This is a genomic window from Haemophilus sp. 27098_8_127 (assembly GCF_041433495.1).
In the GTDB taxonomy this organism is placed as follows: Bacteria; Pseudomonadota; Gammaproteobacteria; order Enterobacterales; family Pasteurellaceae; genus Haemophilus_D.
This window is the reverse complement of record NZ_JAPWBP010000003.1, coordinates 256739-280900: the sequence shown is the minus strand read 5'-3', so window position 1 is coordinate 280900 and position 24162 is coordinate 256739. Positions and strand designations below refer to the sequence as shown.

At 39.7% G+C, this 24162-nt stretch carries 24 protein-coding genes; 10 read left to right on the top strand and 14 right to left on the bottom strand.

The window, feature by feature from the left end; genetic code table 11:
• Positions 1–39: 39 nt before the first annotated feature.
• The 5 genes from O3746_RS05710 to uvrD form a co-directional block, all read right to left on the bottom strand.
• Entirely contained in the window at positions 40–1023 is a 984-nt protein-coding gene (locus O3746_RS05710; protein WP_049374404.1) for a peptide ABC transporter ATP-binding protein, read from the bottom strand.
• Positions 1016–1999 (bottom strand): dipeptide ABC transporter ATP-binding protein, encoded by a 984-nt coding sequence (dppD, locus tag O3746_RS05705; protein WP_005699545.1) that lies wholly within the window; start codon positions 1997–1999, stop codon positions 1016–1018. Before dppD ends, O3746_RS05710 begins: the two co-directional genes overlap by 8 nt.
• An 8-nt stretch (positions 2000–2007) precedes the next feature.
• A complete protein-coding gene (locus O3746_RS05700) occupies positions 2008–2904 on the bottom strand; it encodes an ABC transporter permease subunit (RefSeq protein WP_371448061.1) in 897 nt (298 codons plus the stop codon).
• 12 nt (positions 2905–2916) lie between these two features.
• Positions 2917–3921: an ABC transporter permease subunit gene (locus tag O3746_RS05695; RefSeq protein ID WP_371448059.1), complete on the bottom strand. Its 1005-nt coding sequence runs from the start codon at positions 3919–3921 to the stop codon at positions 2917–2919.
• 108 nt (positions 3922–4029) lie between these two features.
• Complete coding sequence (uvrD, locus tag O3746_RS05690) at positions 4030–6207, bottom strand: DNA helicase II (RefSeq protein ID WP_371448057.1); 2178 nt, start codon at positions 6205–6207, stop codon at positions 4030–4032.
• A 146-nt stretch (positions 6208–6353) separates the two neighbouring features.
• Here uvrD and O3746_RS05685 point away from each other — a divergent pair, with 146 nt between their 5' ends.
• On the top strand, positions 6354–7400 hold the full coding sequence (locus O3746_RS05685) for an ABC transporter substrate-binding protein (protein WP_371448055.1): 1047 nt from the start codon (positions 6354–6356) through the stop codon (positions 7398–7400).
• Between the two features lie 53 nt (positions 7401–7453).
• Here O3746_RS05685 and O3746_RS05680 read toward each other — a convergent pair whose 3' ends face one another.
• Together O3746_RS05680 and fdhD are read right to left on the bottom strand one after the other, a co-directional pair.
• Positions 7454–8374, bottom strand: coding sequence for a glycosyltransferase family 8 protein (locus tag O3746_RS05680; RefSeq protein WP_371448053.1), 921 nt, complete (start codon positions 8372–8374; stop codon positions 7454–7456).
• Positions 8375–8440: 66 nt separating this feature from the next.
• Positions 8441–9250 carry a formate dehydrogenase accessory sulfurtransferase FdhD gene (gene fdhD / locus O3746_RS05675; protein WP_371448051.1) on the bottom strand — a complete coding sequence of 270 codons (810 nt, stop codon included), beginning with the start codon at positions 9248–9250 and terminating at the stop codon, positions 8441–8443.
• Positions 9251–9525: 275 nt separating this feature from the next.
• Here fdhD and fdnG point away from each other — a divergent pair, with 275 nt between their 5' ends.
• Genes fdnG through fdhE form a run of 4 tightly spaced genes read left to right on the top strand, consistent with a single transcriptional unit; the run spans position 9526 to position 15223 of the window.
• The gene (gene fdnG / locus O3746_RS05670) at positions 9526–12609 is read left to right on the top strand and encodes a formate dehydrogenase-N subunit alpha (RefSeq protein WP_371448049.1); all 3084 of its coding nucleotides are present in this window, start codon (positions 9526–9528) and stop codon (positions 12607–12609) included.
• 1 nt (position 12610) lies between these two features.
• Complete coding sequence (fdxH, locus tag O3746_RS05665) at positions 12611–13546, top strand: formate dehydrogenase subunit beta (protein WP_371448047.1); 936 nt, start codon at positions 12611–12613, stop codon at positions 13544–13546.
• Entirely contained in the window at positions 13539–14255 is a 717-nt protein-coding gene (locus tag O3746_RS05660; protein ID WP_070591202.1) for a formate dehydrogenase subunit gamma, read from the top strand. The genes fdxH and O3746_RS05660 overlap by 8 nt, the downstream gene beginning before the upstream one ends.
• A 59-nt stretch (positions 14256–14314) precedes the next feature.
• On the top strand, positions 14315–15223 hold the full coding sequence (fdhE, locus tag O3746_RS05655; protein ID WP_302129569.1) for a formate dehydrogenase accessory protein FdhE: 909 nt from the start codon (positions 14315–14317) through the stop codon (positions 15221–15223).
• Positions 15224–15278: 55 nt separating this feature from the next.
• Here fdhE and rimI read toward each other — a convergent pair whose 3' ends face one another.
• Genes rimI through O3746_RS05640 form a run of 3 tightly spaced genes read right to left on the bottom strand, consistent with a single transcriptional unit; the run spans position 15279 to position 16723 of the window.
• On the bottom strand, positions 15279–15719 hold the full coding sequence (gene rimI / locus O3746_RS05650) for a ribosomal protein S18-alanine N-acetyltransferase (protein ID WP_197543058.1): 441 nt from the start codon (positions 15717–15719) through the stop codon (positions 15279–15281).
• Between the two features lie 2 nt (positions 15720–15721).
• On the bottom strand, positions 15722–16126 hold the full coding sequence (locus tag O3746_RS05645) for a DNA polymerase III subunit psi (RefSeq protein WP_371448043.1): 405 nt from the start codon (positions 16124–16126) through the stop codon (positions 15722–15724).
• A 3-nt stretch (positions 16127–16129) separates the two neighbouring features.
• Positions 16130–16723, bottom strand: coding sequence for a hypothetical protein (locus O3746_RS05640; protein ID WP_302129567.1), 594 nt, complete (start codon positions 16721–16723; stop codon positions 16130–16132).
• Positions 16724–16810: 87 nt separating this feature from the next.
• Here O3746_RS05640 and rsmC point away from each other — a divergent pair, with 87 nt between their 5' ends.
• Together rsmC and O3746_RS05630 are read left to right on the top strand one after the other, a co-directional pair.
• Positions 16811–17803 carry a 16S rRNA (guanine(1207)-N(2))-methyltransferase RsmC gene (gene rsmC, locus O3746_RS05635; RefSeq protein ID WP_302129566.1) on the top strand — a complete coding sequence of 331 codons (993 nt, stop codon included), beginning with the start codon at positions 16811–16813 and terminating at the stop codon, positions 17801–17803.
• Between the two features lie 10 nt (positions 17804–17813).
• The gene (locus tag O3746_RS05630; RefSeq protein WP_128787515.1) at positions 17814–18311 is read left to right on the top strand and encodes a YbhB/YbcL family Raf kinase inhibitor-like protein; all 498 of its coding nucleotides are present in this window, start codon (positions 17814–17816) and stop codon (positions 18309–18311) included.
• 76 nt (positions 18312–18387) lie between these two features.
• Here the strand turns inward: O3746_RS05630 and O3746_RS05625 are convergent, their stop codons facing one another.
• Positions 18388–18738, bottom strand: coding sequence for a DUF496 family protein (locus O3746_RS05625; protein ID WP_302129565.1), 351 nt, complete (start codon positions 18736–18738; stop codon positions 18388–18390).
• 178 nt (positions 18739–18916) lie between these two features.
• Here O3746_RS05625 and serC point away from each other — a divergent pair, with 178 nt between their 5' ends.
• From serC to tpx, 3 genes are all read left to right on the top strand, one after another.
• Positions 18917–19999: a 3-phosphoserine/phosphohydroxythreonine transaminase gene (gene serC, locus O3746_RS05620; protein ID WP_371448040.1), complete on the top strand. Its 1083-nt coding sequence runs from the start codon at positions 18917–18919 to the stop codon at positions 19997–19999.
• Positions 20000–20063: 64 nt separating this feature from the next.
• Positions 20064–21173, top strand: a complete 1110-nt coding sequence (gene hisC / locus O3746_RS05615) for a histidinol-phosphate transaminase (RefSeq protein WP_302129563.1) — start codon at positions 20064–20066, stop codon at positions 21171–21173.
• An 8-nt stretch (positions 21174–21181) separates the two neighbouring features.
• A complete protein-coding gene (tpx, locus tag O3746_RS05610; protein WP_049366849.1) occupies positions 21182–21679 on the top strand; it encodes a thiol peroxidase in 498 nt (165 codons plus the stop codon).
• 37 nt (positions 21680–21716) lie between these two features.
• Here tpx and O3746_RS05605 read toward each other — a convergent pair whose 3' ends face one another.
• The 3 genes from O3746_RS05605 to O3746_RS05595 are packed head-to-tail and all read right to left on the bottom strand — an operon-like array spanning position 21717 to position 24075.
• A complete protein-coding gene (locus O3746_RS05605) occupies positions 21717–22502 on the bottom strand; it encodes a Cof-type HAD-IIB family hydrolase (RefSeq protein ID WP_049366850.1) in 786 nt (261 codons plus the stop codon).
• Between the two features lie 18 nt (positions 22503–22520).
• Positions 22521–22985 (bottom strand): rRNA maturation RNase YbeY, encoded by a 465-nt coding sequence (ybeY, locus tag O3746_RS05600; protein ID WP_295649262.1) that lies wholly within the window; start codon positions 22983–22985, stop codon positions 22521–22523.
• Between the two features lies 1 nt (position 22986).
• The gene (locus tag O3746_RS05595; protein ID WP_371448036.1) at positions 22987–24075 is read right to left on the bottom strand and encodes a PhoH family protein; all 1089 of its coding nucleotides are present in this window, start codon (positions 24073–24075) and stop codon (positions 22987–22989) included.
• Positions 24076–24162 lie beyond the last annotated feature (87 nt).

Genomic DNA, 24162 nt, shown 5'->3' with positions numbered 1-24162 from the left:
CACTTACTCAATAAGTGCGGTCATTTTCTTTTCTCTTTTCTAATCGAGATGGAAACAAGCGATTAGCTTACCATCAGGATATTTTTCCAATTTCGGTTGCTCATTTCGACATTTATCGATCGCTTTCCAACAACGCGGATTAAAAGCACAACCTTTTGGCGGATTAATCGGACTTGGTAATTCTCCGGTTAATTTAATCCGCTGGCGACGTAATTCAGGTGACAATCTTGGTGTTGCTGAAAGTAACGCTTGTGTATAAGGATGCTGAGGATTAGCAAAGATCTGCTCTTTTGAGCCCATTTCAACACAGCGGCCTAAATACATCACCATCACCTCATCAGCAATATGCTCAACCACTGAAAGATCATGGGAAATAAACACATAAGATAAACCAAGCTCAGCTTGTAAATCCATCATCAAATTCAGCACTTGCGCACGAACAGATACGTCTAACGCTGAAACAGGTTCATCCGCTACAACCACGTCAGGATCAAGCATTAAACCACGAGCAATCGCGATACGCTGACGTTGTCCGCCCGAAAACATATGTGGATAGCGATCATAAAACTCTGCACGCAATCCCACTTTCGCCATCATGGACAATACTTTTTCTTTACGTTCTTTTGCCGATAGATTAGTATTGATGACTAAAGGCTCTTCCAAAATTGTGCCGATTTTCTTACGCGGATTTAGTGATGCATAAGGGTTTTGAAACACGATTTGGATTTTCTGACGGCGCAATGCTTTCGTTTCGTGATCATTCTCTAAGAAATTTTGCCCGTTGTAGTACAACTCACCTTCTGTCGGTTCTTCTATCATCGTCAAAAGACGGCCTAGTGTCGATTTACCACAACCAGACTCGCCTACCACCGCAAGGGTTTTACCACGTTCTAAGGAAAAAGACACACCATCTAATGCTTTCACTTGCTGTGTTTTAGCAAACATCCCTTTTTTGACAGGATAATATTTCTTCAGCCCAATAGCATTAAGCAATGGTGCATTTTTTTGTGCGACATTAGACATTGCTTGGTTCTCCTTGGGCATTTAATGGGGTGTGACATTTTACTTGTCGATTTCCTATTTGACGCAATTCAGGTTCAACACTTCGACAAAGATCGGTCGCATACGGACAGCGTGGATTTAACAAACAACCTTGTGGGCGATCGTATTTACCTGGCACCACTCCGGGTAAAGATTGTAAACGAGATTTACCCTCTGCAAACTCCGGTAAAGAACGCAATAACGCTTGAGTGTAAGGATGTTTTGGCTCACGGAAAATATCTTCCGCCCGCCCTTCTTCCACTACTTGTCCTGCATACATCACAATAATACGATGTGCCGCTTCTGCGACTAACGCAAGATCATGCGTGATCAGAATCAACGACATACATTCTTTTTGCTGTAACTCAAGTAGCAAATCTACAATTTGTGCTTGAATAGTCACATCCAGTGCTGTGGTTGGTTCATCTGCAATGAGCAATCTCGGTTTACACGCTATCGCCATAGCAATCATAACGCGTTGGCTCATCCCGCCAGAAAGCTGGTGCGGATAAACATCAATTCGCGATTCAGGATCAGGAATACCCACTAAGCGTAATAGCTCTAAGGTGCGTTCACGGCGTTCTTTTTTGCTGCCGCCTTGATGCGCTTTGATGGCTTCCATAATTTGGAAACCTACTGTATAAGCAGGATTTAAGCTTGTCATTGGGTCTTGGAAGATCATAGCTATATCAGCCCCAACTAATTCCCGCTTTTCTTTTGCCGGTAAGCTTAAGAGATCTTTTCCTTCAAATTCTAGGCCTTTCGCTGAAACACGCCCGGGAAAATCAATCAAGCCCATCACTGCAAGGGAACTCACTGATTTCCCCGAGCCAGACTCTCCAACAATGCCTAATACTTCGCCTTGATTAACTTGGTAGCTAATACGATCCACCGCTTTAAAAGGTGCTTTTTCATCACCAAAGTGAACAGAAAGCTCTTTTACATCTAATAATGCCATTCTGCCCCCTATTGTTTTAATTTTGGATCGAGTGCATCACGCAACCCATCACCCATTAAGTTAAATGCTAAAACAAGCGATAAAATTACTAAACCTGGAATGGTAACCAACCAGTTTGCCGCCTGCATAAAGCTACGTGATTCAGATAACATAGTGCCCAATTCCGGTGTTGGTGGTTTTGCGCCGATACCTAAGAAACCTAAAGTCGCTAATTCTAAAATCGCATTAGAAATCCCCATCGTCATTTGTACGATGAGAGGCGCAAGGCAATTCGGTAAAATCACAATAAACATTAAACGTAATACGCTTGCTCCAGCGACCCGAGAAGAAGTGACGTAATCTCTATTTTTCTCGTTTAAGACAGCAGCACGCGTTAAACGTACATAGCTTGGAATTGAAACCACGGCGATCGCCAACGTCGCATTCGTTAAAGAAGGCTCTAAAATTGACACCACCACAATGGTTAAAAGCAAGTTTGGGATAGCCAACATGATGTCAATGAAACGAACAATTAATGTATCTAATACTCCACCATAATAGCCTGCGAGCAAGCCAAGACTCGTTCCTAAAATGCAAGATAAAATGACAATAATGAAACCTGCAAAAACAGAAATGCGCGTACCATAAATAATGCGAGAAAGAATATCTCGCCCAATATCATCTGTACCTAGCAAATAAGCGGAATTACCACCTTCATACCACGCAGGCGGTAACAATAAAGCTGAACGATTTTGTTCGATAGGATCAAAAGGTGCTATCCAAGGGGCAAAAATACTGATTAATGCCACAGCAAGGATAAAAGTGAGCCCAATCACTGCCCCTTTATTTTGTTTGAAATAAAACCAAAACTCCTGCAACGGTGTTCGAGGAGCAAAGGTTTCAATAGATAAAGTTTGTTCCGTCATTAATAAGGCTCCTTATTGATGGCGAATACGTGGGTTTACCACGCCATAAAGTAAATCGATCGTCAAATTCACCACAATAATAATTGTAGCAATAATCAACACGGCGCCTTGTAAGACGGGATAATCGCGATTGGTAATCGCATCAATAATCCATTTACCAATACCCGGCCATGAGAAAATTGTTTCGGTTAAAACTGCACCGGATAATAACTGCCCTACAATCAAGCCCACGACTGTCACAACAGGGATGAGCGCATTGCGCAATGCGTGAAAAATTACAATTCGGGTATAACTTAAGCCTTTAGCTTTTGCAGTACGAATATAATCTTCCCCTAATACTTCCAACATTGAAGAACGTGTCATTCGGGTAATCACTGCAAGTGGAATGGTACCTAACACAATAGCTGGTAGAATCAATGACTTAACTGCATTTTCAAAAGCACCTGGTACACCTGAAAGCCAAGTATCGATTAACATAAAACCGGTTGGTGTATCGATCCAGAAACTGTCTTCTAAACGTCCCCCTTGTGGCAAACCAAACCAAGGTGAAACATATAAGATCAAAATTAATCCCCACCAGAAAATTGGCATGGAATAACCCGTTAAGGACATGGTTGTTACGGTATGAGAAATCCAACTATCTTTCTTGACGGCCGCAATCGTTCCGAGCGTAATACCCGCAATTAACGACCAAAATAGCGCAAAGAAAGCTAATTCAAACGTGGCAGGAAAGAGTGTGAAAAACTCAGTCAGAACAGGTTGTCGAGTACGGAATGATTCACCGAAATCGCCTTGTATTACATTACCAATATAATTGAAATATTGCTGATACAACGGTAAATCCAGGCCAAGTTGCTTCATCATTTGTTGATGAACTTCGGGTGTTAAACCTCGCTCTCCCATCATAATCTCCACAGGATCACCCGGAATAAAATGAATGAGAGCAAAAGTCACAAAAGTAATGGCGATAAAGGTAGGAATCACCATTAAAATACGTTTTAAAATAAATTTAAACATCTACTTCCCACATGATAAAAGTGCGGTCGTTTCTGCGAACGTTTTCGCACTGACATATTGAATATGAACACTAGTATTCATACTCGTTGCAATAAAATCCTCCCGATTCTACCGCACTTTTTCTAATTTTGCCAAATGCGCAATCAGCCACTTAATGCCTTGAGCTTGGAAAGCAATTTGTAAACGGGTGTTATTATCTGAGCCTTCAACGTTTATCACTGTGCCAAAACCAAACTTTTCATGTTTCACTTTTTGCCCCATTTTCCATTCATTTTCTGGCAAACTCGTACTTAAACTTCCTACTTTCGCTTGGTTTAATGCTCGAGTCACCGTTCCGCGCAAACGGATTTCTTGAATACACTCTGATGGCAATTCTGTGATAAATCGCGAAGGCAAATGACGTTCTTCTTTCGTATAAACACGACGGCTTTCCGCATAACAAATGGTGAGTTTTTGCTTCGCTCGAGTAATGCCCACATAAGCAAGACGGCGTTCTTCCTCCAAACGACCAGGCTCTTCAAATGAACGGAAACTTGGGAATACGCCCTCTTCTACCCCCACCATAAATACGCGCGGGAATTCCAAGCCTTTTGCTGAGTGTAAGGTCATCATTTCCACACAAGATTGATGCGGTGAAGCCTGCTCTTCTCCCGCTTCTAAAGAAGCATGAGTTAAAAAGGCGGTAAGATCGGTCATATCCTCTGCTTCATCAGGTTTGATAAATTCTCGGGTTGCCGTCACCAATTCTTCTAAGTTTTCAATACGTACTTCACCTTTCTCGCCTTTTTCCTGTTTATACATATCGTATAAGCCAGAATGTTTAATCACGAAATCAGTTTGTGCAAACAGTGGCATTTCGGTTGTATCAACCTGTAAAGAATTAATCAACTCTTGGAAACGAAGCAATGCGGTTGAAGCACGTCCCGTTAGCATATTTTCTTGTGTGGCCACCTGCACTGCTTGCCATAAGGTAATTTGACGTTCACGGGTTAAATTTCGTAACACATCTAAAGTACGATCGCCAATACCACGCGTAGGTGTATTAATCACACGTTCAAACGCGGCGTCATCTTGACGATTATTAATTAAGCGTAAATACGCCAATGCATCTTTAATTTCTTGGCGTTCGAAGAATCGCATCCCGCCATAAATCCGATAAGGAATTTGGCAACGAATCAAGGCTTCTTCAATAACACGAGATTGGCTATTACTACGATATAAAACAGCACAATCATCTAATTTCCCACCGTCATCTACCCAATTTTGGATTTGAGACGCCACAAATTTAGCTTCATCTAACTCATTAAATGCCGCATAAATACCCACTGGCTCACCCATTTCACCGTCGGTCCATAAATTCTTACCGAGGCGATCACTATTATTCGAAATAAGTTGGTTGGCACTTTTCAGAATATTGCCGGTAGAACGATAATTTTGCTCCAAACGAATAGTTTCAGCGTTGAAATCTTTTAGGAATTTTTGAATATTTTCGACTTGCGCACCACGCCATCCATAAATGGATTGGTCATCATCGCCCACAATCATCACTTTACCCGTATTACCGGCAAGAATTTTGATCCAGGCATATTGGATTTTATTGGTATCTTGAAACTCATCCACCAAAATGTGCTGAAAACGTTGCTGATAACGTTGCAAAATCACGGGCTTTTTAGCAAATAATTCATACGCACGAATTAATAATTCAGCAAAATCCACCAAGCCTGCACGATCACAAGTATCTTGATAAATTTGATAAATCTTAATCCACTCTTTTTCCTGACGATCACCAAAATCATTAATATCTTGCGGTCTTAAACCTTCATCTTTTTTATTATTGATATACCAGCACGCTTGTTTGGGTGGAAATGCTTTATCATCATAATTGTGCAATTTCATCAAGCGTTTTACTAAACGAAGTTGGTCTTCAGAATCCAAAATCTGGAAATCTTGTGGCAAGTTTACATCTAAATGGTGAGCGCGTAATAATCGATGGGCAATGCTATGGAATGTGCCAATCCACATACCAAATAGATTCGATTGAGAATGTTTAGATAAGGTATCTTGAATACGATGGCGCATTTCAGCAGCGGCTTTATTGGTAAAGGTGACCGCCATAATGCTGCCTTCAGAAATATTTTCTACGGCAATCAACCAAGCAATACGATGAGTCAAGACGCGAGTTTTACCACTTCCAGCCCCCGCAAGCACAAGGTAATTGCCAAGTGGTGCTGCCACTGCTTCACGTTGTTTATCATTCAAGCCATCAAGTAATTCTGAAATATCCATTGCTCTTATTTTAATCTGGTTAAATTTACAGGGATTATAGTGGGAATTATATTTTTAAACAACCTGATATTTACAAATTTACTCCACCCCTTTATATTAGCAATATCAAATAATTACTAAACATTGACGAAGTTAAAGGAGACACAATGTCAATTAAAACAACGCTAAAATTAACCGCACTTTCAGCCCTAGCTGCGCTTGCGTACACTTCTCATGCACAGGCTGAAGGAAAGCTTACTGTCTATTGCAGCGTACAAAACGTAGTATGCGAAAAAGTTACTCAAGCCTTTAGTAAAAAATACAATGTAGATGCACAATTTGTGCGTAATAGTACAGGCGTCGTATTAGGCAAAATTAAAGCTGAAAAAGAAAACCCACAAGCTGATTTCTGGTTTGGTGGCACGATTGAACCCCATCTTCAAGCCGCAGAATTAGGCTTACTTGAATCCTATCGCTCCCCATTACAAAAAGACATCATGCCACAGTTTAAATCTTTAATGGAACAACGTGGTAATTTCACCTCTGTTATTTACTTAATGGAACTTGGCATTGGGGTCAATACTAAAAAATTAAAAGAATTGAATATTCCAGCGCCAAAATGTTATGCGGATCTAATAAAACCTGAATATCAAGGCCAGATTCAATATCCCGATCCACGTGTTTCAGGTACGGGTTACTCACTTATAAGTACGTTTTCCACATTATGGGGAGAAGAAAAAGCCTTTGACTATCTGAAAAAACTAGAACCCAATCTTATGCAACATACCAAAACAGGCCTTGCCAGCAACTATTTGGCTAACGGTACCGTGGCGATTGATTTAGGTTTTATGTTGGTTTACCCACGTGAGAAGAAAAATGGTGCACCAGTTGAAGGCATTTTACCATGCGAAGGCGTAGGCTATTCTTTAGGCGGGGCAAGCATCATTAAAGGATCTAGAAACCTTGATAATGCTAAACTGTTTATGGATTTCGTGCTAAGTAAAGAAGCGCAAGAAATTCCTTGGAAAGAATCAGACTCTTATCAACTTCCAACCAATATCCATGCAGAACCTGCACCAGGTCTCCTTCCGGCTAGTAAGTTAAAACTGGTGGATATTGATTTTATGAAATTTGGTACGGATCAAGAAGGCAAACGCCTGACTCAACGTTGGGTTTCTGAAGTACTCTTAGAGGGTAAATCGCCAAAAGAATAAACGGAATAAAAAAAAGTGCGGTCAAAATAAGAATGTTTTGACCGCAATTGTTTTTATTGATTCTTAGATAAACAATACTCTTGAATACTTTGCCAAGTTAGATTCTTATAATGATGATAAACAGGATGGAAAATTGTTTCGTCTTTATATTCAGGTATCCAAGGCTTTCTATCTGTTATATAGTGAATAATCAATGGAGATTCAGTTACTAATGGTAAAAATGTGAAGTTATAGTGAGCTTGAACATTATAGCGAACATCAATTCTTAGCCAGCGATTAAATAGAACAAAGTTCAAAATATCTTGATCTGCGTAGAGTACATCTGAATAATATAATGCTGTAGCTAACAGTTTACTCGTCATATTTTCTTCTCTACATTTTACTAAATCCCATAATATTACACCTGCATTAAAATAAGGTTTGAAATTTTCTCCACCTCGGTAAGAAATACATGATTCTAGTTCTTTGGGCGTGTTTAAAACATACCAGTGAGGTGTATTTTCATTTGATAAATTATAGTCATCAATCGCCGCAATCGGACAGCCTTTCATATCAACATGAAATAAATTTGATAATGATGAATTTACAACAACATCGCTATCTAAATAAAGCACTCGATCTTTTTGAATTAATTCTGGAATTAAGAATCGAGCATAAGTGAGTTCATTAACATGTTTTAATTTATTAGGTAGTTGTTTTATGATTTCATTGATAGCTAATGAATTGGGCATTATTTTTTGGTTTAAACGTTGAATATTTGGGTTAGCCTCATTTAGCCAAATAGGTGAAAGTTGATTATTAAACTTCGCGAGATTTTGAGCCTGAGTAATCAACCAATCTTCTGGAATATCTGTATGAATAATATAGATATACACCTGAGAGTTATGGTAGCAGATAGATTTTAATAAGGTTTCAAGTGGTTCTAGGTAATTTTTATCTGCACAAAGTGCAATATTAATTTTATTGGTTGTCATATTATTCCAATTTTACAGTTAAAATTTCTGAAAACATCATCAAAGGATTAGAATTCCCTATAAAAACTAAGCTAAAACCAATCGCTCTTTCCCAGAATAAATATTGGCTTTTCCTGAGCGAGCAAAGCCGATAAGGGAAAGATTGTGTTGTTCAGCCATATTGACAGCAAGATCTGTCGCAGCAGAAATCGCGACAAGTAACTCGATGCCACAAGCGACCGATTTTTGAACCATTTCATAACTAGCTCGGCTCGAAACAAGTACGAATCCTTGTGGTTGATTCTGCTTAGTATGCCAGCCGATTAATTTATCTAGCGCTACATGTCGCCCGACATCCTCTCGAATCGCCAGTAAATTACCGGATAAATCAAAAAAGGCCGCGGCATGTGTTGCTCCTGTTTCTTTTCCGAGTGCTTGATTGGCTTGTAATTGTTCTAAACAGCCATCTAATAAATTTAAATTAAATTGAAAAGTGCGGTCTAATTTTGGCAATTTTTTATAAACTTGTGAGATTTGTTCTGTGCCGCAAATGCCACATCCTGTTCTGCCTGTTAATGTTCGACGATGATCTTTTAATGCCACAAATTGACGGCTAGATAATTCAATTTGCACTTCAATACCATTGCATACTTCCACCACATCAATGCCATAAATATCTGCTTTTTTCTCAATAATACCTTCTGCGAGTGAAAAGCCTAAAGCAAAATCCTCTAAATCTCGTGGAGAACACATCATGACGGTATGTGCAATACCATTATAGACAAGAGAAACAGGGACTTCCGCAGCCAAACTATCTTGTTTTTCCACTAAAAGTGCGGTCGAATTTTCAGATGTTTTTTTAAAAAAATTAATTGTTTTTTGGATTATCCAGTGCATTATTTTTTCCCAATAAAATGACTGCTGTAAAAATGTTACTTTTTTTTAACAAAAAATGTTTGTTTTGTGATCTAGCTCAAGTTTTAAAGCGATTATAACATGTTTTGATTATAGATTTTCGGTTAAAAAATAGTTAAAATCGCCTCTGTTTAAATTGGTCATTATTATAATCAATTTAATGGTTGATACGTTATTTTAACGAAATCAAATAAATTATCTACACGAATTTATACTATCAAAATATCTTAACGGTTCGCCGTTATGAAGGAGTGATTATGCAGGTCTCTAGACGTAAGTTCTTTAAGATCTGTGCAGGTGGTATGGCGGGGACGTCTGCGGCAATGTTGGGCTTTGCACCAGCATCTGTTTTAGCAGCACCACGTGAGTACAAATTATTACGGGCGTTTGAATCCCGTAACACCTGTACATATTGTTCTGTAAGCTGTGGTATGTTGCTATATAGCACAGGTAAACCTTACGATTCCTTAAGCAGCCACACAGGTACCAATACCCGTTCTAAATTATTCCACCTTGAAGGTGACCCAGACCATCCAATAAGCCGTGGTGCGTTGTGTCCGAAAGGTGCAGGTGCGTTAGACTATGTTAATAGTGAAAGTCGCGTACTATATCCTGAATATCGTGCACCAGGTTCTGACAAGTGGGAACGTATTTCTTGGAAAGATGCAATCAAACGCATTTCTCGCCTACTAAAAGATGACCGTGATGCCAACTTTGTTGAAAAAGATGCAAGTGGCAAAACTGTTAACCGTTGGACAACTACAGGTATTATGACCGCCTCTGCTACGAGTAATGAGGCCGCTCTTCTTACCCATAAATGGGTGCGGATGTTGGGCATGGTGCCGATGTGTAACCAAGCGAATACTTGACACGGACCAACGGTAGCAAGTCTTGCTCCATCATTTGGTCGCGGTGCCATGACAAACAACTGGGTTGACATCAAAAACGCCAATCTTATTATCGTTCAAGGCGGTAACCCTGCTGAAGCTCACCCTGTTGGCTTCCGTTGGGCGATCGAAGCGAAGAAAAACGGTGCAAAAATCATCGTAGTTGATCCTCGCTTTAACCGTACAGCGTCTGTAGCTGACCTTCATGCGCCAATTCGTTCTGGTACTGATATCGCATTCTTAATGGGTGTGATCCGTTACCTATTGGAAACCAATCAAATCCAACACGAATACGTTAAACACTATACCAATGCTTCATTCTTAATTGATGAAGGCTTCAAATTTGAAGATGGTTTATTCGTAGGTTTTGATGAAGAAAAACACGCTTACGATAAATCAAAATGGAATTACCAATTTGATGAAAATGGTTTTGCCAAACGTGATATGACCTTACAAGATCCACGTTGTGTGATTAATATCTTGAAAGATCACGTCTCTCGCTATACCCCAGAAATGGTTGAGCGTATCACAGGCGTCAAACAAAAAACCTTCTTACAAATCTGTGAAGAGATTGGTAAAACCTCTGCTCCAAACAAAACTATGACGCACTTATATGCGTTAGGTTTAACTGAGCATACAATTGGTACACAAAACATTCGCTCAATGGCAATGATCCAATTACTCTTAGGTAACATGGGTATGCCAGGCGGCGGTATTAATGCATTGCGTGGACACTCAAACGTTCAAGGTACAACAGATATGGGCTTATTGCCGATGTCTTTACCAGGTTATATGCGTCTACCAAATGACAAAGATAGCTCTTACGAACAATACATTAATGCGATTACGCCAAAAGATATCGTACCGAACCAAGTAAACTACTATCGTAATACGTCGAAATTCTTCGTCAGTATGATGAAAACGTTCTATGGTGATAAAGCAACCAAAGAAAATGGTTGGGGCTTCGATTTCTTACCAAAAGCAGACCGCTTATACGACCCTATCACTCATGTTAAGTTAATGAATGATGGCAAATTGAACGGTTGGATTTTACAAGGTTTCAACGTATTAAACTCATTACCGAACAAAAACAAAACTGTTGCAGGTATGAGCAAATTGAAATTCTTAATCGTAATGGATCCGCTTCAAACTGAATCTTCTGAATTCTGGAAAAACTTTGGTGAATCAAACGATGTAAACCCAGCAGATATTCAAACTGAAGTATTCCGTTTACCAACTACTTGTTTCGCAGAAGAAGATGGCTCTATTTCCAACTCTGGTCGTTGGGCACAATGGCACTGGAAAGGCTGTGACCAACCAGGTGAAGCACTACCAGATGTTGATATTCTTTCTATGATTCGTGAAGAAATGCATCACCTTTATCAAAAAGAAGGTGGTCGTGGTATCGAATCTTTCGAAGCGATGACTTGGAATTATGCTCAGCCGCATTCACCAAGCTCCACAGAGTTAGCAAAAGAATTAAATGGTTATGCCCTTGAAGATCTTTTAGATGCAAACGGTAATGTGGTTTATAAGAAAGGTCAATTACTTAACGGATTCGCTCACTTACGTGATGATGGTACTACTTCATCAGGTAACTGGCTCTATGTGGGACAATGGACTGAAAAAGGTAACCAAATGGCAAACCGTGACAATTCTGACCCTTCAGGTTTAGGTTGTACATTAGGTTGGGGCTTCGCATGGCCAGCAAACCGCCGTGTTCTTTATAGCCGTGCTTCACTTGATATCAACGGTAATCCTTGGGATAAACACCGTCAATTAATCAAATGGAACGGTAAAAACTGGAACTGGCATGATGTGGCTGACTATGGTACACAACCACCTGGTTCTGATGCGGGTCCATTCATTATGTCTGCAGAAGGTGTAGGCCGTTTATTTGCAGTAGATAAAATTGCAAATGGTCCAGTGCCTGAGCACTATGAACCAATTGAAAGCCCAATTGATACTAATCCACTGCATCCAAGTGTCGTCTCTGATCCGACTGTTCGTATTTATAAAGAAGACCGTGAATTTATCGGTTCAAACAAAGATTTCCCTTATGTGGCAACCACTTATCGTTTGACCGAGCACTTCCACAGTTGGACGGCTCAATCTGCGTTAAATATCATCGCCCAACCACAACAATTTGTGGAAATCGGTGAAAAATTAGCTGCAGAAAAAGGCATCCAAAAAGGTGATATGGTGAAGATTACTTCTCGCCGTGGCTACATTAAAGCCGTCGCAGTCGTAACGAAACGTTTGAAAGATTTAGAAGTCGACGGACGTACCGTACACCATATAGGTCTTCCAATTCACTGGAACATGAAAGCCTTAAATGGTAAAGGTAACCGTGGTTTCTCCACCAATACCTTATCACCATCTTGGGGTGAAGCAGTCACTCAAACACCAGAATATAAAACATTCTTGGTAAACATTGAGAAAGCGGAGGCATAATATGGCAGGAAGTGGTCAAGGCGTTCAATCGCAAGACATTATCAAGGTCTCCGCTACGTCTGGTTTTACGCCGGCACCTCAAGCGCGAGATCATAAAGTTGAAGTAGCAAAATTAATCGACGTATCCACCTGTATCGGTTGTAAAGCCTGTCAGGTGGGCTGTTCAGAGTGGAATGATATCCGTTCTGACGTCAATGCAAAATGTGTGGGGATCTACGATAACCCAGTAGATCTCAATGCAAAAGCATGGACGGTAATGCGCTTTAACGAAGTAGAAGAAAATGATCGTTTAGAATGGTTAATCCGTAAAGATGGTTGTATGCACTGTTCAGAACCAGGCTGTTTAAAAGCTTGTCCTGCACCAGGTGCAATCATCCAATATGCGAACGGTATCGTGGATTTCCAATCTGATAAATGTATCGGTTGTGGTTACTGTATTGCAGGTTGTCCGTTCAACATTCCACGTATGAACCCTGAAGACAACCGCGTGTACAAATGTACCCTTTGTGTGGATCGTGTTTCTGTAGGCCAAGAACCGGCTTGCGTGAAAACATGTCCAACCGGTGCAATTCGTTTTGGTTCTAAAGAAGAAATGAAACTTTACGCAGAACAACGTGTTGCTGACTTAAAATCACGTGGTTACGAAAATGCAGGTATCTACGACCCTGAAGGCGTAGGTGGTACGCATGTTATGTATGTACTTCATCATGCAGATAAACCAGAACTTTATTCAGGATTACCAAAAGATCCTCAAATCGACCCAACAGTTACCTTGTGGAAAGATATCTTGAAACCGGTAGCCGCTGTGGCAATGGGTGGTTTAGCGCTTGCTGAAATTGGTCACTACTTAGCTGTAGGTCCAAACGTAGAAGAAGACGTGGAAGATCATCACCACGAATTTGAAGAAGAAGATAGAAAAGGGGGCAAAGATGAGTAAGATTGAGATTAGCAATGATACTCGAATCATTCGTCACAGAACGCCTGCTCGTTTTAGCCACTGGCTACTCGTAATCTGCTTCTTTATGACGATGTTCACTGGTGTGGCTTTCTTCTTCCCAGATTTTGCATGGTTAACTGAGATTTTAGGTACCCCGCAACTGGCGCGAGCAATTCACCCGTTCACCGGTATCATTATGTTTGTTGCCTTTATTTTCCTTGGCTATCTTTACTGGGATCACAATATTCCAGAGAAAAACGATATCCGCTGGTTAAAAGGCATGCTTGAAGTATTGAAAGGAAATGAACACGCTGTTGCTTATAATGGTAAGTATAACCTTGGTCAAAAAATGTTATTCTGGACATTGAACTTGGCGATGGTTACCTTGCTTGTAACCGGCATCATTATGTGGCGTCAATATTTCTCACACTACTTCTCTATCCCAGTGTTGCGTTTTGCGATTTTACTTCACTCACTAAGTGCATTCATGTTGTTCACCGGTATCTTGGTACACATGTACATGGCATTCTGGGTGAAAGGCTCCATTCGTGGTATCGTGGAAGGTTGGGTAACCGTTCGCTGGGCGAAAAAACACCACCCTAAATGGTATAACGACGAAGTACTTCCTGAGCTAGAAGAAGATCTTAAAAACGAAGCTGAAGGTAAAAAAGTAAAAACCAAAGCATTGTTCAAAGGTATCAATGGCTAAAATCAAAAAGTGCGGTTAAAATGACCGCACTTTTTCTTATCAAAACTTAAGAGACTATTATGAGTATCAAAATCTTATCTGCAGACGAAATCAAACAAAAAACGAATTCATACGATATTCCGCCTGTTTTGTTTGCTAACCCTAAAAATCTTTATCAACGTCGTGCAAAACGTTTAAGAGAATTAGCGAAAGATCATCCATTGGCTGATTATTTACTCTTTGCTGCAGATGTTGTGGAAAGCCAATTAAGCGTATTTGAAAAAAATCCATTAGAAAAACAGCATTTCGATAATTTAGATGAACTTGAACCGTTAAATACTAAAACATTTAAACGCTCAAGCATTTGGATTGAATATCTCAAAGAAATTTTACATAGCATAAAACCAAAAGCAAATGAACAGGTTCTTACTACCATTGAAAATCTTGAAAAAGCCTCAGAGAAAGAGCTTGAAGAGATGGCTAGTCATCTTTTAAACCAAGAATTTAATTTAGTGAGCACAGATAAAGCTGTCTTTATCTGGGCGGCACTTTCTCTTTATTGGTTACAATTGGCTCAACAAATTCCTCATAACAGCCGCCAAGAAGGCACAGATAACCTACATTACTGCCCTGTTTGTGGTTCTGCTCCTGTTGCAAGTGTGGTGCATATCGGCACATCACAAGGTTTACGCTATTTGCACTGCAATCTCTGTGAAAGTGAGTGGAATTTAGTGCGCGCACAATGCACAAACTGCAATGAGCACAAAAATCTTGAAATGTGGTCATTAAATGAAGAGCTTGCTCTTGTTCGTGCTGAAACCTGTGGTGATTGCCAAAGCTACTTAAAAATCATGTTCCAAGAAAAAGATCCGAACGTTGAAGCGGTAGCGGATGATTTGGCATCTATTTTCTTAGATATTGAAATGGAAGAAAAAGGCTTCGCACGCAGTGGATTAAATCCATTTGCCTTCCCAGCAGAAGAAGTGTAATGTCTTACTTTTAAGATAAACAAAGTGCGGTCAAAATTGACCGCACTTTTGCATTCTAGAGATAACATGCCATCACAACAGCATTTTCTCGTCCACCATCAGGTTTTGGGTAATAATTCTTACGAATATCAACCTCATTAAATCCCAGCTTTTCATAAAGAAAACGAGCGGGATTCGATTCACGTACTTCCAGCCAAAGGGTTTGAATGCCTTTCTCTTTCAGCTTATCCATTAAACCTTGCAATAAAAACGAACCGTAGCCCTTTCCTTGTTGAACCGGATCTATCGCAATATTGAATAATGTGGCTTCATCTAATACCGTCTGGCAAATGGCAAAACCAAGCACTTGCTCTTTTTCCACTAATTTCAAATTGAGATAACGCTCGCCGACATTATTTTTCAATGTTCCCAATGACCAAGGCACAAGGTGTGCAGCTTGTTCAATTTCATATAAGCGATCCATATCGCATTCTTCAATAGGAAAAAGAGAAGGCATAATTAAATTTGTTGGATTTGTTGCCAAAGCTCACGCTTAGCTTGACTGTCTTGATGGAATTGTTGCCAATCAACAGAGTGATAAACACGCTCTGCATTTAAGCAATAAGGCAAAGTGCGGTCGATTTCATCTGCATTTACAGCTAATAACCAATACCGCACAGAATGTTGTAATGTGATATGTTGAATTTGATCGAAATTCAGGCAAAGGCAATCTTCTTTGTTTAACTCGAGTGCGAGTCGAACATCTGAAAAAAGCGGGGAGTTAGATACATTATCTTTTGCCACCACAATAAATTTCACTTGTTCAGAAACACTCACACCGACCGCCCCTTGTAATACTTCTGGACGATGGAGCTGCCAACGGGTTATCCCCATTTCATTTAAAAGAAGATTGTGTCTATCCATAGATTAACGAGCGATAGTATCTAGCGGATAATCTCTTAAACCTTTAACAATTGCTTGTTCTTGCGCTTCGGTTGGTTTTTCTTGATACGCTTTTAAACTACGGAAAGAAAGAATGTTTTTCGCTTGATAAATCACAGCGATAAAACGTTGGAAATCTTTACCATCACAAGCATAGTAAACATCTGAGGCGCTACCAATTGTTTTTAACTCACATACTTTTTTGTTTGCATCAAGATATTTTGTCGTTAATGCAGGAACATGAGAAACATCTTTTAAATAATAAGTTTCGCTCATGATGAATTTACGATTGCTACGATCTACATTCGCCGCTCCACTTAAGAAACGCGGATCTTCTGATTTATCAAAAGCTTTCGTTTGTTTATAGAATTTTTCGCCGTTGAAAGTGACTTCTTGGTTACCTTTTTTGATACGCTCAAACTGTGCATCTAAGCTTTGCGCTTGTGCAGCAGGTAATTCAACTTTTGAGCTTGTTGTTGGTAAGGTTGAAGTTTTTTGTTTGCTACCTTGAAGTTGCTCGAGTAATTGACAGCCAGACAATAAACTTGCCATTGCGACTGCGGTGATGATTTTTTTCATAAATAATTCCTTAATAAATACGTTTAAATCGTTTTCTTTTGTTAGAATAACGCGTAATTTTAACCAATAAACCACAGGATTTAAAGCGTGATTTCTCTCGAAAGCGAAGTTTTACAACGCCATCTTCCCCTTTTTAGCGATAAATCAATTCTTCTTGCCGGCGGCATTAATGATGATTTTTCTCAAACATTGCAAAAACATTGCCAATCCGTGCAGGTTTGGAGTTGGTATTTTGATTATGCCAAAACCCAAAGTGCGGTCAATTTTGAGGTTGAATTTCAGCCACAAGCAGATTTGATTATTTATTATTGGACGAAGAATAAACAAGAAGTGAATTTTCAGCTGATGCAACTACTCGCCAAAAGTAAAATTGGTCAAGAAGTGTTGATTATCGGTGAAAATCGTTGTGGTGTCCGCTCTGCTGAAAAACTGCTTGAACCTTATGGTGAAATTGGCAAAATCGATTCAGCGCGTCGTTGCGGTTTATACCATTTTTCCTTACAAAAACAACCGCTCTTCGATCTTCAATCTTATTGGAAATGCTACCAAAATGATGCATTAGGCGATCTCCGTATTTACAGCTTGCCGGGTGTATTCAGTGCCAATGAACTTGATAGCGGAACATCACTTCTACTTTCCACCCTAACATCGCCAATTCAAGGCAAAGTATTAGATGTTGGTTGCGGTGCGGGTGTCATTGGTTCCATGATCAAAAAACATCACCCTAAAGCGGATGTCACAATGACTGATATTCATGCAATGGCAATTCAATCCGCTCGCCAAACGCTTGCTGAAAATCAACTTGAAGGTCAGGTTATCGCAAGCGATGTGTTTTCCCACATTGAGGGAAAATTTGATCTAATCATTTCAAACCCGCCTTTCCACGATGGAGTTGATACCGCTTATCGTGCGGTGAAAGAACTTATTCAACAAGCAAAATGGCATTTAACGGCAGGTGGAGAACTGCGTATCGTTGCTAATGCATTTCTTCCCTATCCCGATTTATTAGCACAACATTTCGGGAAATTTGAAGTCCTTGCTCAAACCACCAAATTTAAAGTGTATTCCGTGAGAAATTAAGGAGAAAACAATGTTTGTAACCAGTTCAGCCATTCAAAATGGTGCCTTTGAAGATAAATATGGTAAACGCGGCACACAATTTAGCCCAAATGGTATGCCAACCTACTCTATCCCGTTTGAAATTCATGATGCACCTCAAGGCACTAAATCCTTTGCAGTTGTCTTAGAAGATAAAGACGCAATTACTGCAAGTGGCTTTGTGTGGATTCATTGGCTTATTGCAGATCTTGAACGTACAGTTATTCAAGAAAATGAAAGCCAAACCGCAACAGATTATGTGCAAGGTGCAAACACTTGGGCGAGTAAATTAGGTCAATTTGATATTGAAGAAGCCTCATTCTATGGCGGTATGGCACCACCAAACTGTTTACATCGTTACGAGCTTATTGTGTATGCGCTCGATACTAAACTAAACCTCAAACCAGGATTCCGTTTTAATGATCTGCATTTTGCGATGCAAGGGCATATTTTGGATCAAGCTGTGATAATGGGCACCTATGATGTTTAATCATTTATAGCTCATCCTAAAAATGCCATAAAAAATGACCGCACTTCGATAAAGTGCGGTCATTTCTTTTAGGATTTTATAATGTAATTTTATTTGTATCTTTTACTAATTTCGCGTGCGCTTTTTTCTGCTCTTTCATTTTCGCGCTCACTTCTCGACGTTGAGTAGAAAGATCCGCATTACGAATATTATAGTCATCTACACGACTTTCATAGTCATCACGCATATTTTCGATAATCGCACGAACATCTTCAATGCTCATATCGTCACGGATATATTGATTTAAGTTATCTAATAATAAGACACGTTTTTGGTTATCACGAATTTTACGGTTGTTGTCTTCAATGTCACGCTTAAGTTTATTTTTTAAACGATATAAACGCACATACTCTAATACTTCTTGGAAGGATTTATTTACATTTCCCATGATCGACTCTCTCAAAGTTAAAAACAAACTTCAGGTAATGTAGCCTTTTTTTTCGTCCCCGTCAAAAGCTTAAATTTAAATTGATGGATTAGATCAAAAAACTGTTTGATTTAGTTGATTATCCTATTCGGTAGTGGTAAAAATGAAGAATCTATTCAAAATAAAATAAGGAAACACAATGTCAAAAGTCTTTAATTTTAGTGCTGGTCCGGCCATGATTTTCCCTGAGGTACTACACAAAGCACAAGCTGAGCTAACTAACTGGCTTGGTCAAGGTGTGTCTGTGATGGAAGTCAGCCACCGTGGCAAATATTTTATGGAATTGATAGCTCAAGCCGAAAAAGATCTGCGTGAAGTGTATAACATTCCAGATAATTATCGCGTGTTATTCCTACAAGGTGGCGCACGTGGTCAATTTGCAGCATTACCGATGAACTTAATTGGAGAGAAAGGCAAAGCACTTTACTTAAATAGCGGTCACTGGTCTGCAACCGCTGCGAAAGAAGCGCGTAACTTTGCTGAAATTGATGAAATTACCATTGTGGAAAATGGTGAGCATACACGCATTACCAACCTTGATTTCAGTGATATTGCGGAACAATACGATTACATTCACTATTGCCCAAATGAAACCATCAGCGGTGTGGAAATTTTTGATGTACCGAATGTGGGTAATGCGGTACTTGTAGCCGATATGTCATCTAATGTGCTCTCTCGCGAAATTGATATTAGCAAATTTGGTGTCATTTACGCGGGTGCACAAAAAAATCTTGGCCCAGCAGGGATTACACTTGTGATTATTCGCGATGATTTAATTGGTCATGCTCGCCAAGCAACCCCATCAATTTGGAATTATGCAACACAGCGTGATGCTGATTCCATGATCAATACCCCACCAACCTTTGCGTGGTATCTCTGTTCATTGGTTTTCAAACACATTCAAGCAATTGGCGGCTTAAAAGAAATTGCAAAACGTAATGCCGTGAAAGCACAAACCCTTTATGACTACATTGATAGCAGTAAACTCTATCGTAACATAGTGGCTAAAGAAAACCGTTCAACCATGAATGTAACATTCGTAACAGGTAATCCAGAGCTTGATGCTAAATTTGTTGCAGAATCTACAGCTGCCGGTCTTCAAGCTTTAAAAGGTCACAAAGTATTAGGTGGTATGCGCGCCTCTATCTATAACGCGATGCCATTAGAAGGCGTACAAACGCTCATTGAATTCATGAAAAAATTTGAAGCTGAAAACAGCTAATTATCTGATTAACTAAACTCAACGTGCGGGCTGAAAGGCCCGCTCGTCTTTATAAGGAAAGCATATGCAATACATCAACGTCGCCAATCAAGGCGTAAAATCTCTTTCGCCTTATCAAGCGGGGAAACCAATCGAAGAACTCGAACGCGAATTAGGCATTACTAATATCGTTAAACTTGCCTCAAATGAAAACCCTTTCGGTTTTCCTGAAAGTGCGAAAAAAGCCATTCAAGCCCAACTTGATCATTTAACTCGTTATCCTGATGCGAATGGTTTTGAACTTAAAGCGACTATTGCAAAAAAATTTGGTGTGCAACCAAACCAAATCACCCTTGGCAATGGTTCTAACGATTTATTAGAGCTCTTTGCTCATACCTTTGCGGGTGAGCATGATGAAGTGATTTATTCACAATATGCTTTTATTGTTTACCCTTTAGTGACCAAAGCCATTAATGCCGTCGCAAAAGAAATTCCAGCTAAGAATTGGGGTCATGATTTAAACGGATTTTTGACCGCACTTTCAGATAAAACCAAGCTGATTTTTATTGCCAATCCAAACAATCCAACGGGGAATTTCTTAACGGAAGCAGAATTGGATGCCTTCTTAGCCAAAGTGCCTGAAAATGTGATTGTGGTATTAGATGAGGCTTATACCGAATTTACTCATCCAAGCGAACGCGTTAATTCTTTTACATTACTGGAAAAATACCCGAATCTTATCGTTTCACGCTCACTATCGAAAGCTTATGGACTTGCGGGTTTACGTATTGGCTACGCGGTCTCTAATCCTGAAATTGCAGATTTATTAAATCGTGTTCGTCAGCCATTTAACTGTAATAGTCTTGCTTTGACCAGTGCGATTGCGGTGATGAGCGATGATGCCTTTGTCGAAAAAGTGGCTGAGAACAATCACCAAGAAATGAAACGTTATGAGGCCTTCTGTCAACAATATGGTTTAGACTTTATTCCATCTAAAGGTAACTTTATTACCATTGATTTTAAACAACCGGCCGCACCAATTTATGATACATTATTACGTGAAGGCGTCATTGTTCGTCCTATTGCTGGTTATGGCATGCCAAATCACTTACGTATCAGTATTGGCTTACCACGAGAAAATGACAAATTTTTTACTGCACTTAAAAAAGTGCTTAATTTAGGAAATGAAAAATAGGAGCTTTTATGACTCAAGTAACAATGATGGGTAATCCCATTGAAGTAAGCGGCAACTTTCCCCAAAAAGGAGAGAAAGTGACTGCACTTACGCTCACCAATAAAGAACTCGCTGACGTCACGCTTGATACTTATGCAGGAAAACGCAAAGTTTTAAATATTTTCCCAAGTATTGATACAGATGTATGTGCAACTTCTGTTCGCAAATTCAATCAACAAGCAGCTAATTTAAAAAATGCTGTGGTACTTTGCATTTCAGCTGATTTACCTTTTGCACAAGCACGATTCTGCGGTGCGGAAGGTATTGAGAACGTAGAAACGCTTTCTACTTTCCGTCATAAAGAAGTCCATGAAAACTTAGGGGTAAACATCACAACTGGTCCAATCGCGGGCTTGACTGCTCGTTCAGTGATTGTCTTAGATGAAAACAATAATGTGTTACATAGTGAATTGGTGTCTGAAATTAAAGATGAGCCAAATTATGAAGCTGCGTTAGCCACACTATAATGAATAAGGCGCTTTTTCATAAAAAGCGCCTTTTTATTTATTCAGGGAAAATCTCATTCAATATCAATGCAATCCCATCATCATTATGCGAAGCAGTGACTCGATTGGCGGCCTGTTTAATCTCATCCGGCGCATTGCCCATTGCAACGCCTAATCCCACGCTTTCTAGCATATCTAAATCGTTAAAGTTATCGCCGAAAGCGACACATTCTTCCATCTTCACATGAAAATAATCTTCAAGAAAACGTACCGCATTACCTTTTGTCGCCGATTTATGCATCACTTCAAGGAAATTCGCATGAGAACGGCAAATACTTAAATGCGGGAATTTCTCTTTCAAGATTTGCTCAATACCAATAACTTCATCTGTTTCACCAATGATTTGAATTTTATGCGGGGAATAGACCGCACTTTCATCATAAGGATCAATCTGAATGCCTGTTACGCTACGTTCGTAAATTACCCATTTATTATCCAAATCACGAGCGACACAATCATCATAAGTATAATAATTAACACCTAGTGCAGGATGATCTGCTAATACTTTGTTAATGGCTTGGATGTCAGCTGGATCAATTTGTACCGAATAAATAGGTGTAGAGTTTTTATCTAAAATCAAGGCACCACTGAATGCCACAATGATGTTGTAATTTTCAATGAGTTTTGCATAAGGCCAAATACCCAGCGGTGAACGAGCAGAGATTGGTGTAAATGGAATACCTTGTTTGGTAATGCGTTGAAGTGCATCTAAGGTTTTAGGCGAAATTCGATGATCCGAAGTTAATAAGGTACCATCAAAATCGCTGAATACGGCTTTATACATAATTGCTCCAAATCGTCATTATTTTTCGGAAAGGTAAGGATCTGCAAAACCTAAACTCTGCATAATTTCAGTTTCTAAACTTTCCATTTCTTCTGCTTCATCATCTTCAATGTGATCGTAACCAAGTAAATGTAAGCTACCATGCACTATCATATGCGCCCAATGCGCCATTAAAGGCTTTTCTTGCTCGGTAGCTTCGCGTTCTACTACCTGGCGACAAATTACCAAATCACCCAACAGCGGTAATTCCACTTCGTCAGGACATTCAAAAGGGAAAGACAACACATTGGTTGGACGATCTTTTCCACGATAAGTCAAATTCAAGTCATGACTTTCTGCTTCATCCACAATGCGTACTGTCATTTCAACATTATCACTTTCTGGTTGCACTGCGGCGGTTGCCCATTGCTGAATTTGCGCTCCTGATGGCAAGCCTTCTGTATTTTCACAAGCCAGTTGCAAATCAATAATCATATTGCCCATGCTATTCTCCTAAATACGTTTCATTTTCTGACCGCACTTTTTGCTCACGTTCAGCTCGACGCTGCGCTGAGATTTCTTGACGGCGAATTTCATCTTGGGCTTCCCATTCTTCGTAAGCTTGCACCACTTTTGCCACCACAGGATGTCGTACAATATCTTTACTCTCAAAATAGTTAAAGCTTAGTTCTGACACTTTACTTAACACTTCCATAGCGTGGCGTAAACCCGATTTTGTGCTGCGCGGTAAATCGATTTGAGTCACATCCCCTGTAATCACGGCTTTAGAATTAAAACCAATACGGGTCAAAAACATTTTCATTTGTTCGACCGTCGTATTTTGGCTTTCATCTAAAATAATAAAGCTGTCATTAAGTGTTCGCCCACGCATATAAGCCAATGGTGCGATTTCAATCACATTACGCTCCATCAATTTTTGTACGCGTTCAAAGCCAAGCATTTCAAATAACGCATCATAAAGTGGTCGCAAATAAGGTTCAATTTTTTGGCCTAAATCACCCGGCAGGAAACCTAATTTTTCGCCCGCTTCCACCGCAGGACGAGTCAGTAAAATACGACGAATTTCTTGGCGTTCTAATGCTTCAACTGCCGCTGCTACGGCTAAAAAGGTTTTCCCTGTGCCAGCAGGTCCAATCCCAAAACTAATATCGTGCGTAAGAATATTGTGTAAATATTGAATCTGATTTTCACCACGCGGTTTAATCAAACCACGTTTAGTTTTAATTGTGGTGCTATAAACGTGATTTTCACTACGTGACTCACTTCCCGCTTGAGATAACATTCTGCTCTCTTGCAAGGCAATATGCACATCTTCTAAATCAAGTTCTTTCACTTTCCCTTTAATTGGTGCGGTCTCCACATATAATGTTTGGATTAATTTAACCGAACGCTCAATTAATTGTTCATGGTGAGATTTGGGATTTTCATCATTTGATTTCGCGGTAAAAGTGAAATTATTGCGGGAAATATTGAGGTTAAATTCTTTTTCTATCAGTTTGATATTTTCATCAAATGCGCCGCAAAGGGATTGCAGACGATCATTTTCTTGAGGTTCTAAGGTAAACGTTGTCATTAAATTTCATTTAAGAATTGTGAATACTGTCTCCATTTTAGCCTAATTACGATGAATGTAAAACGGGCTTCACCAACTGATGAAGCC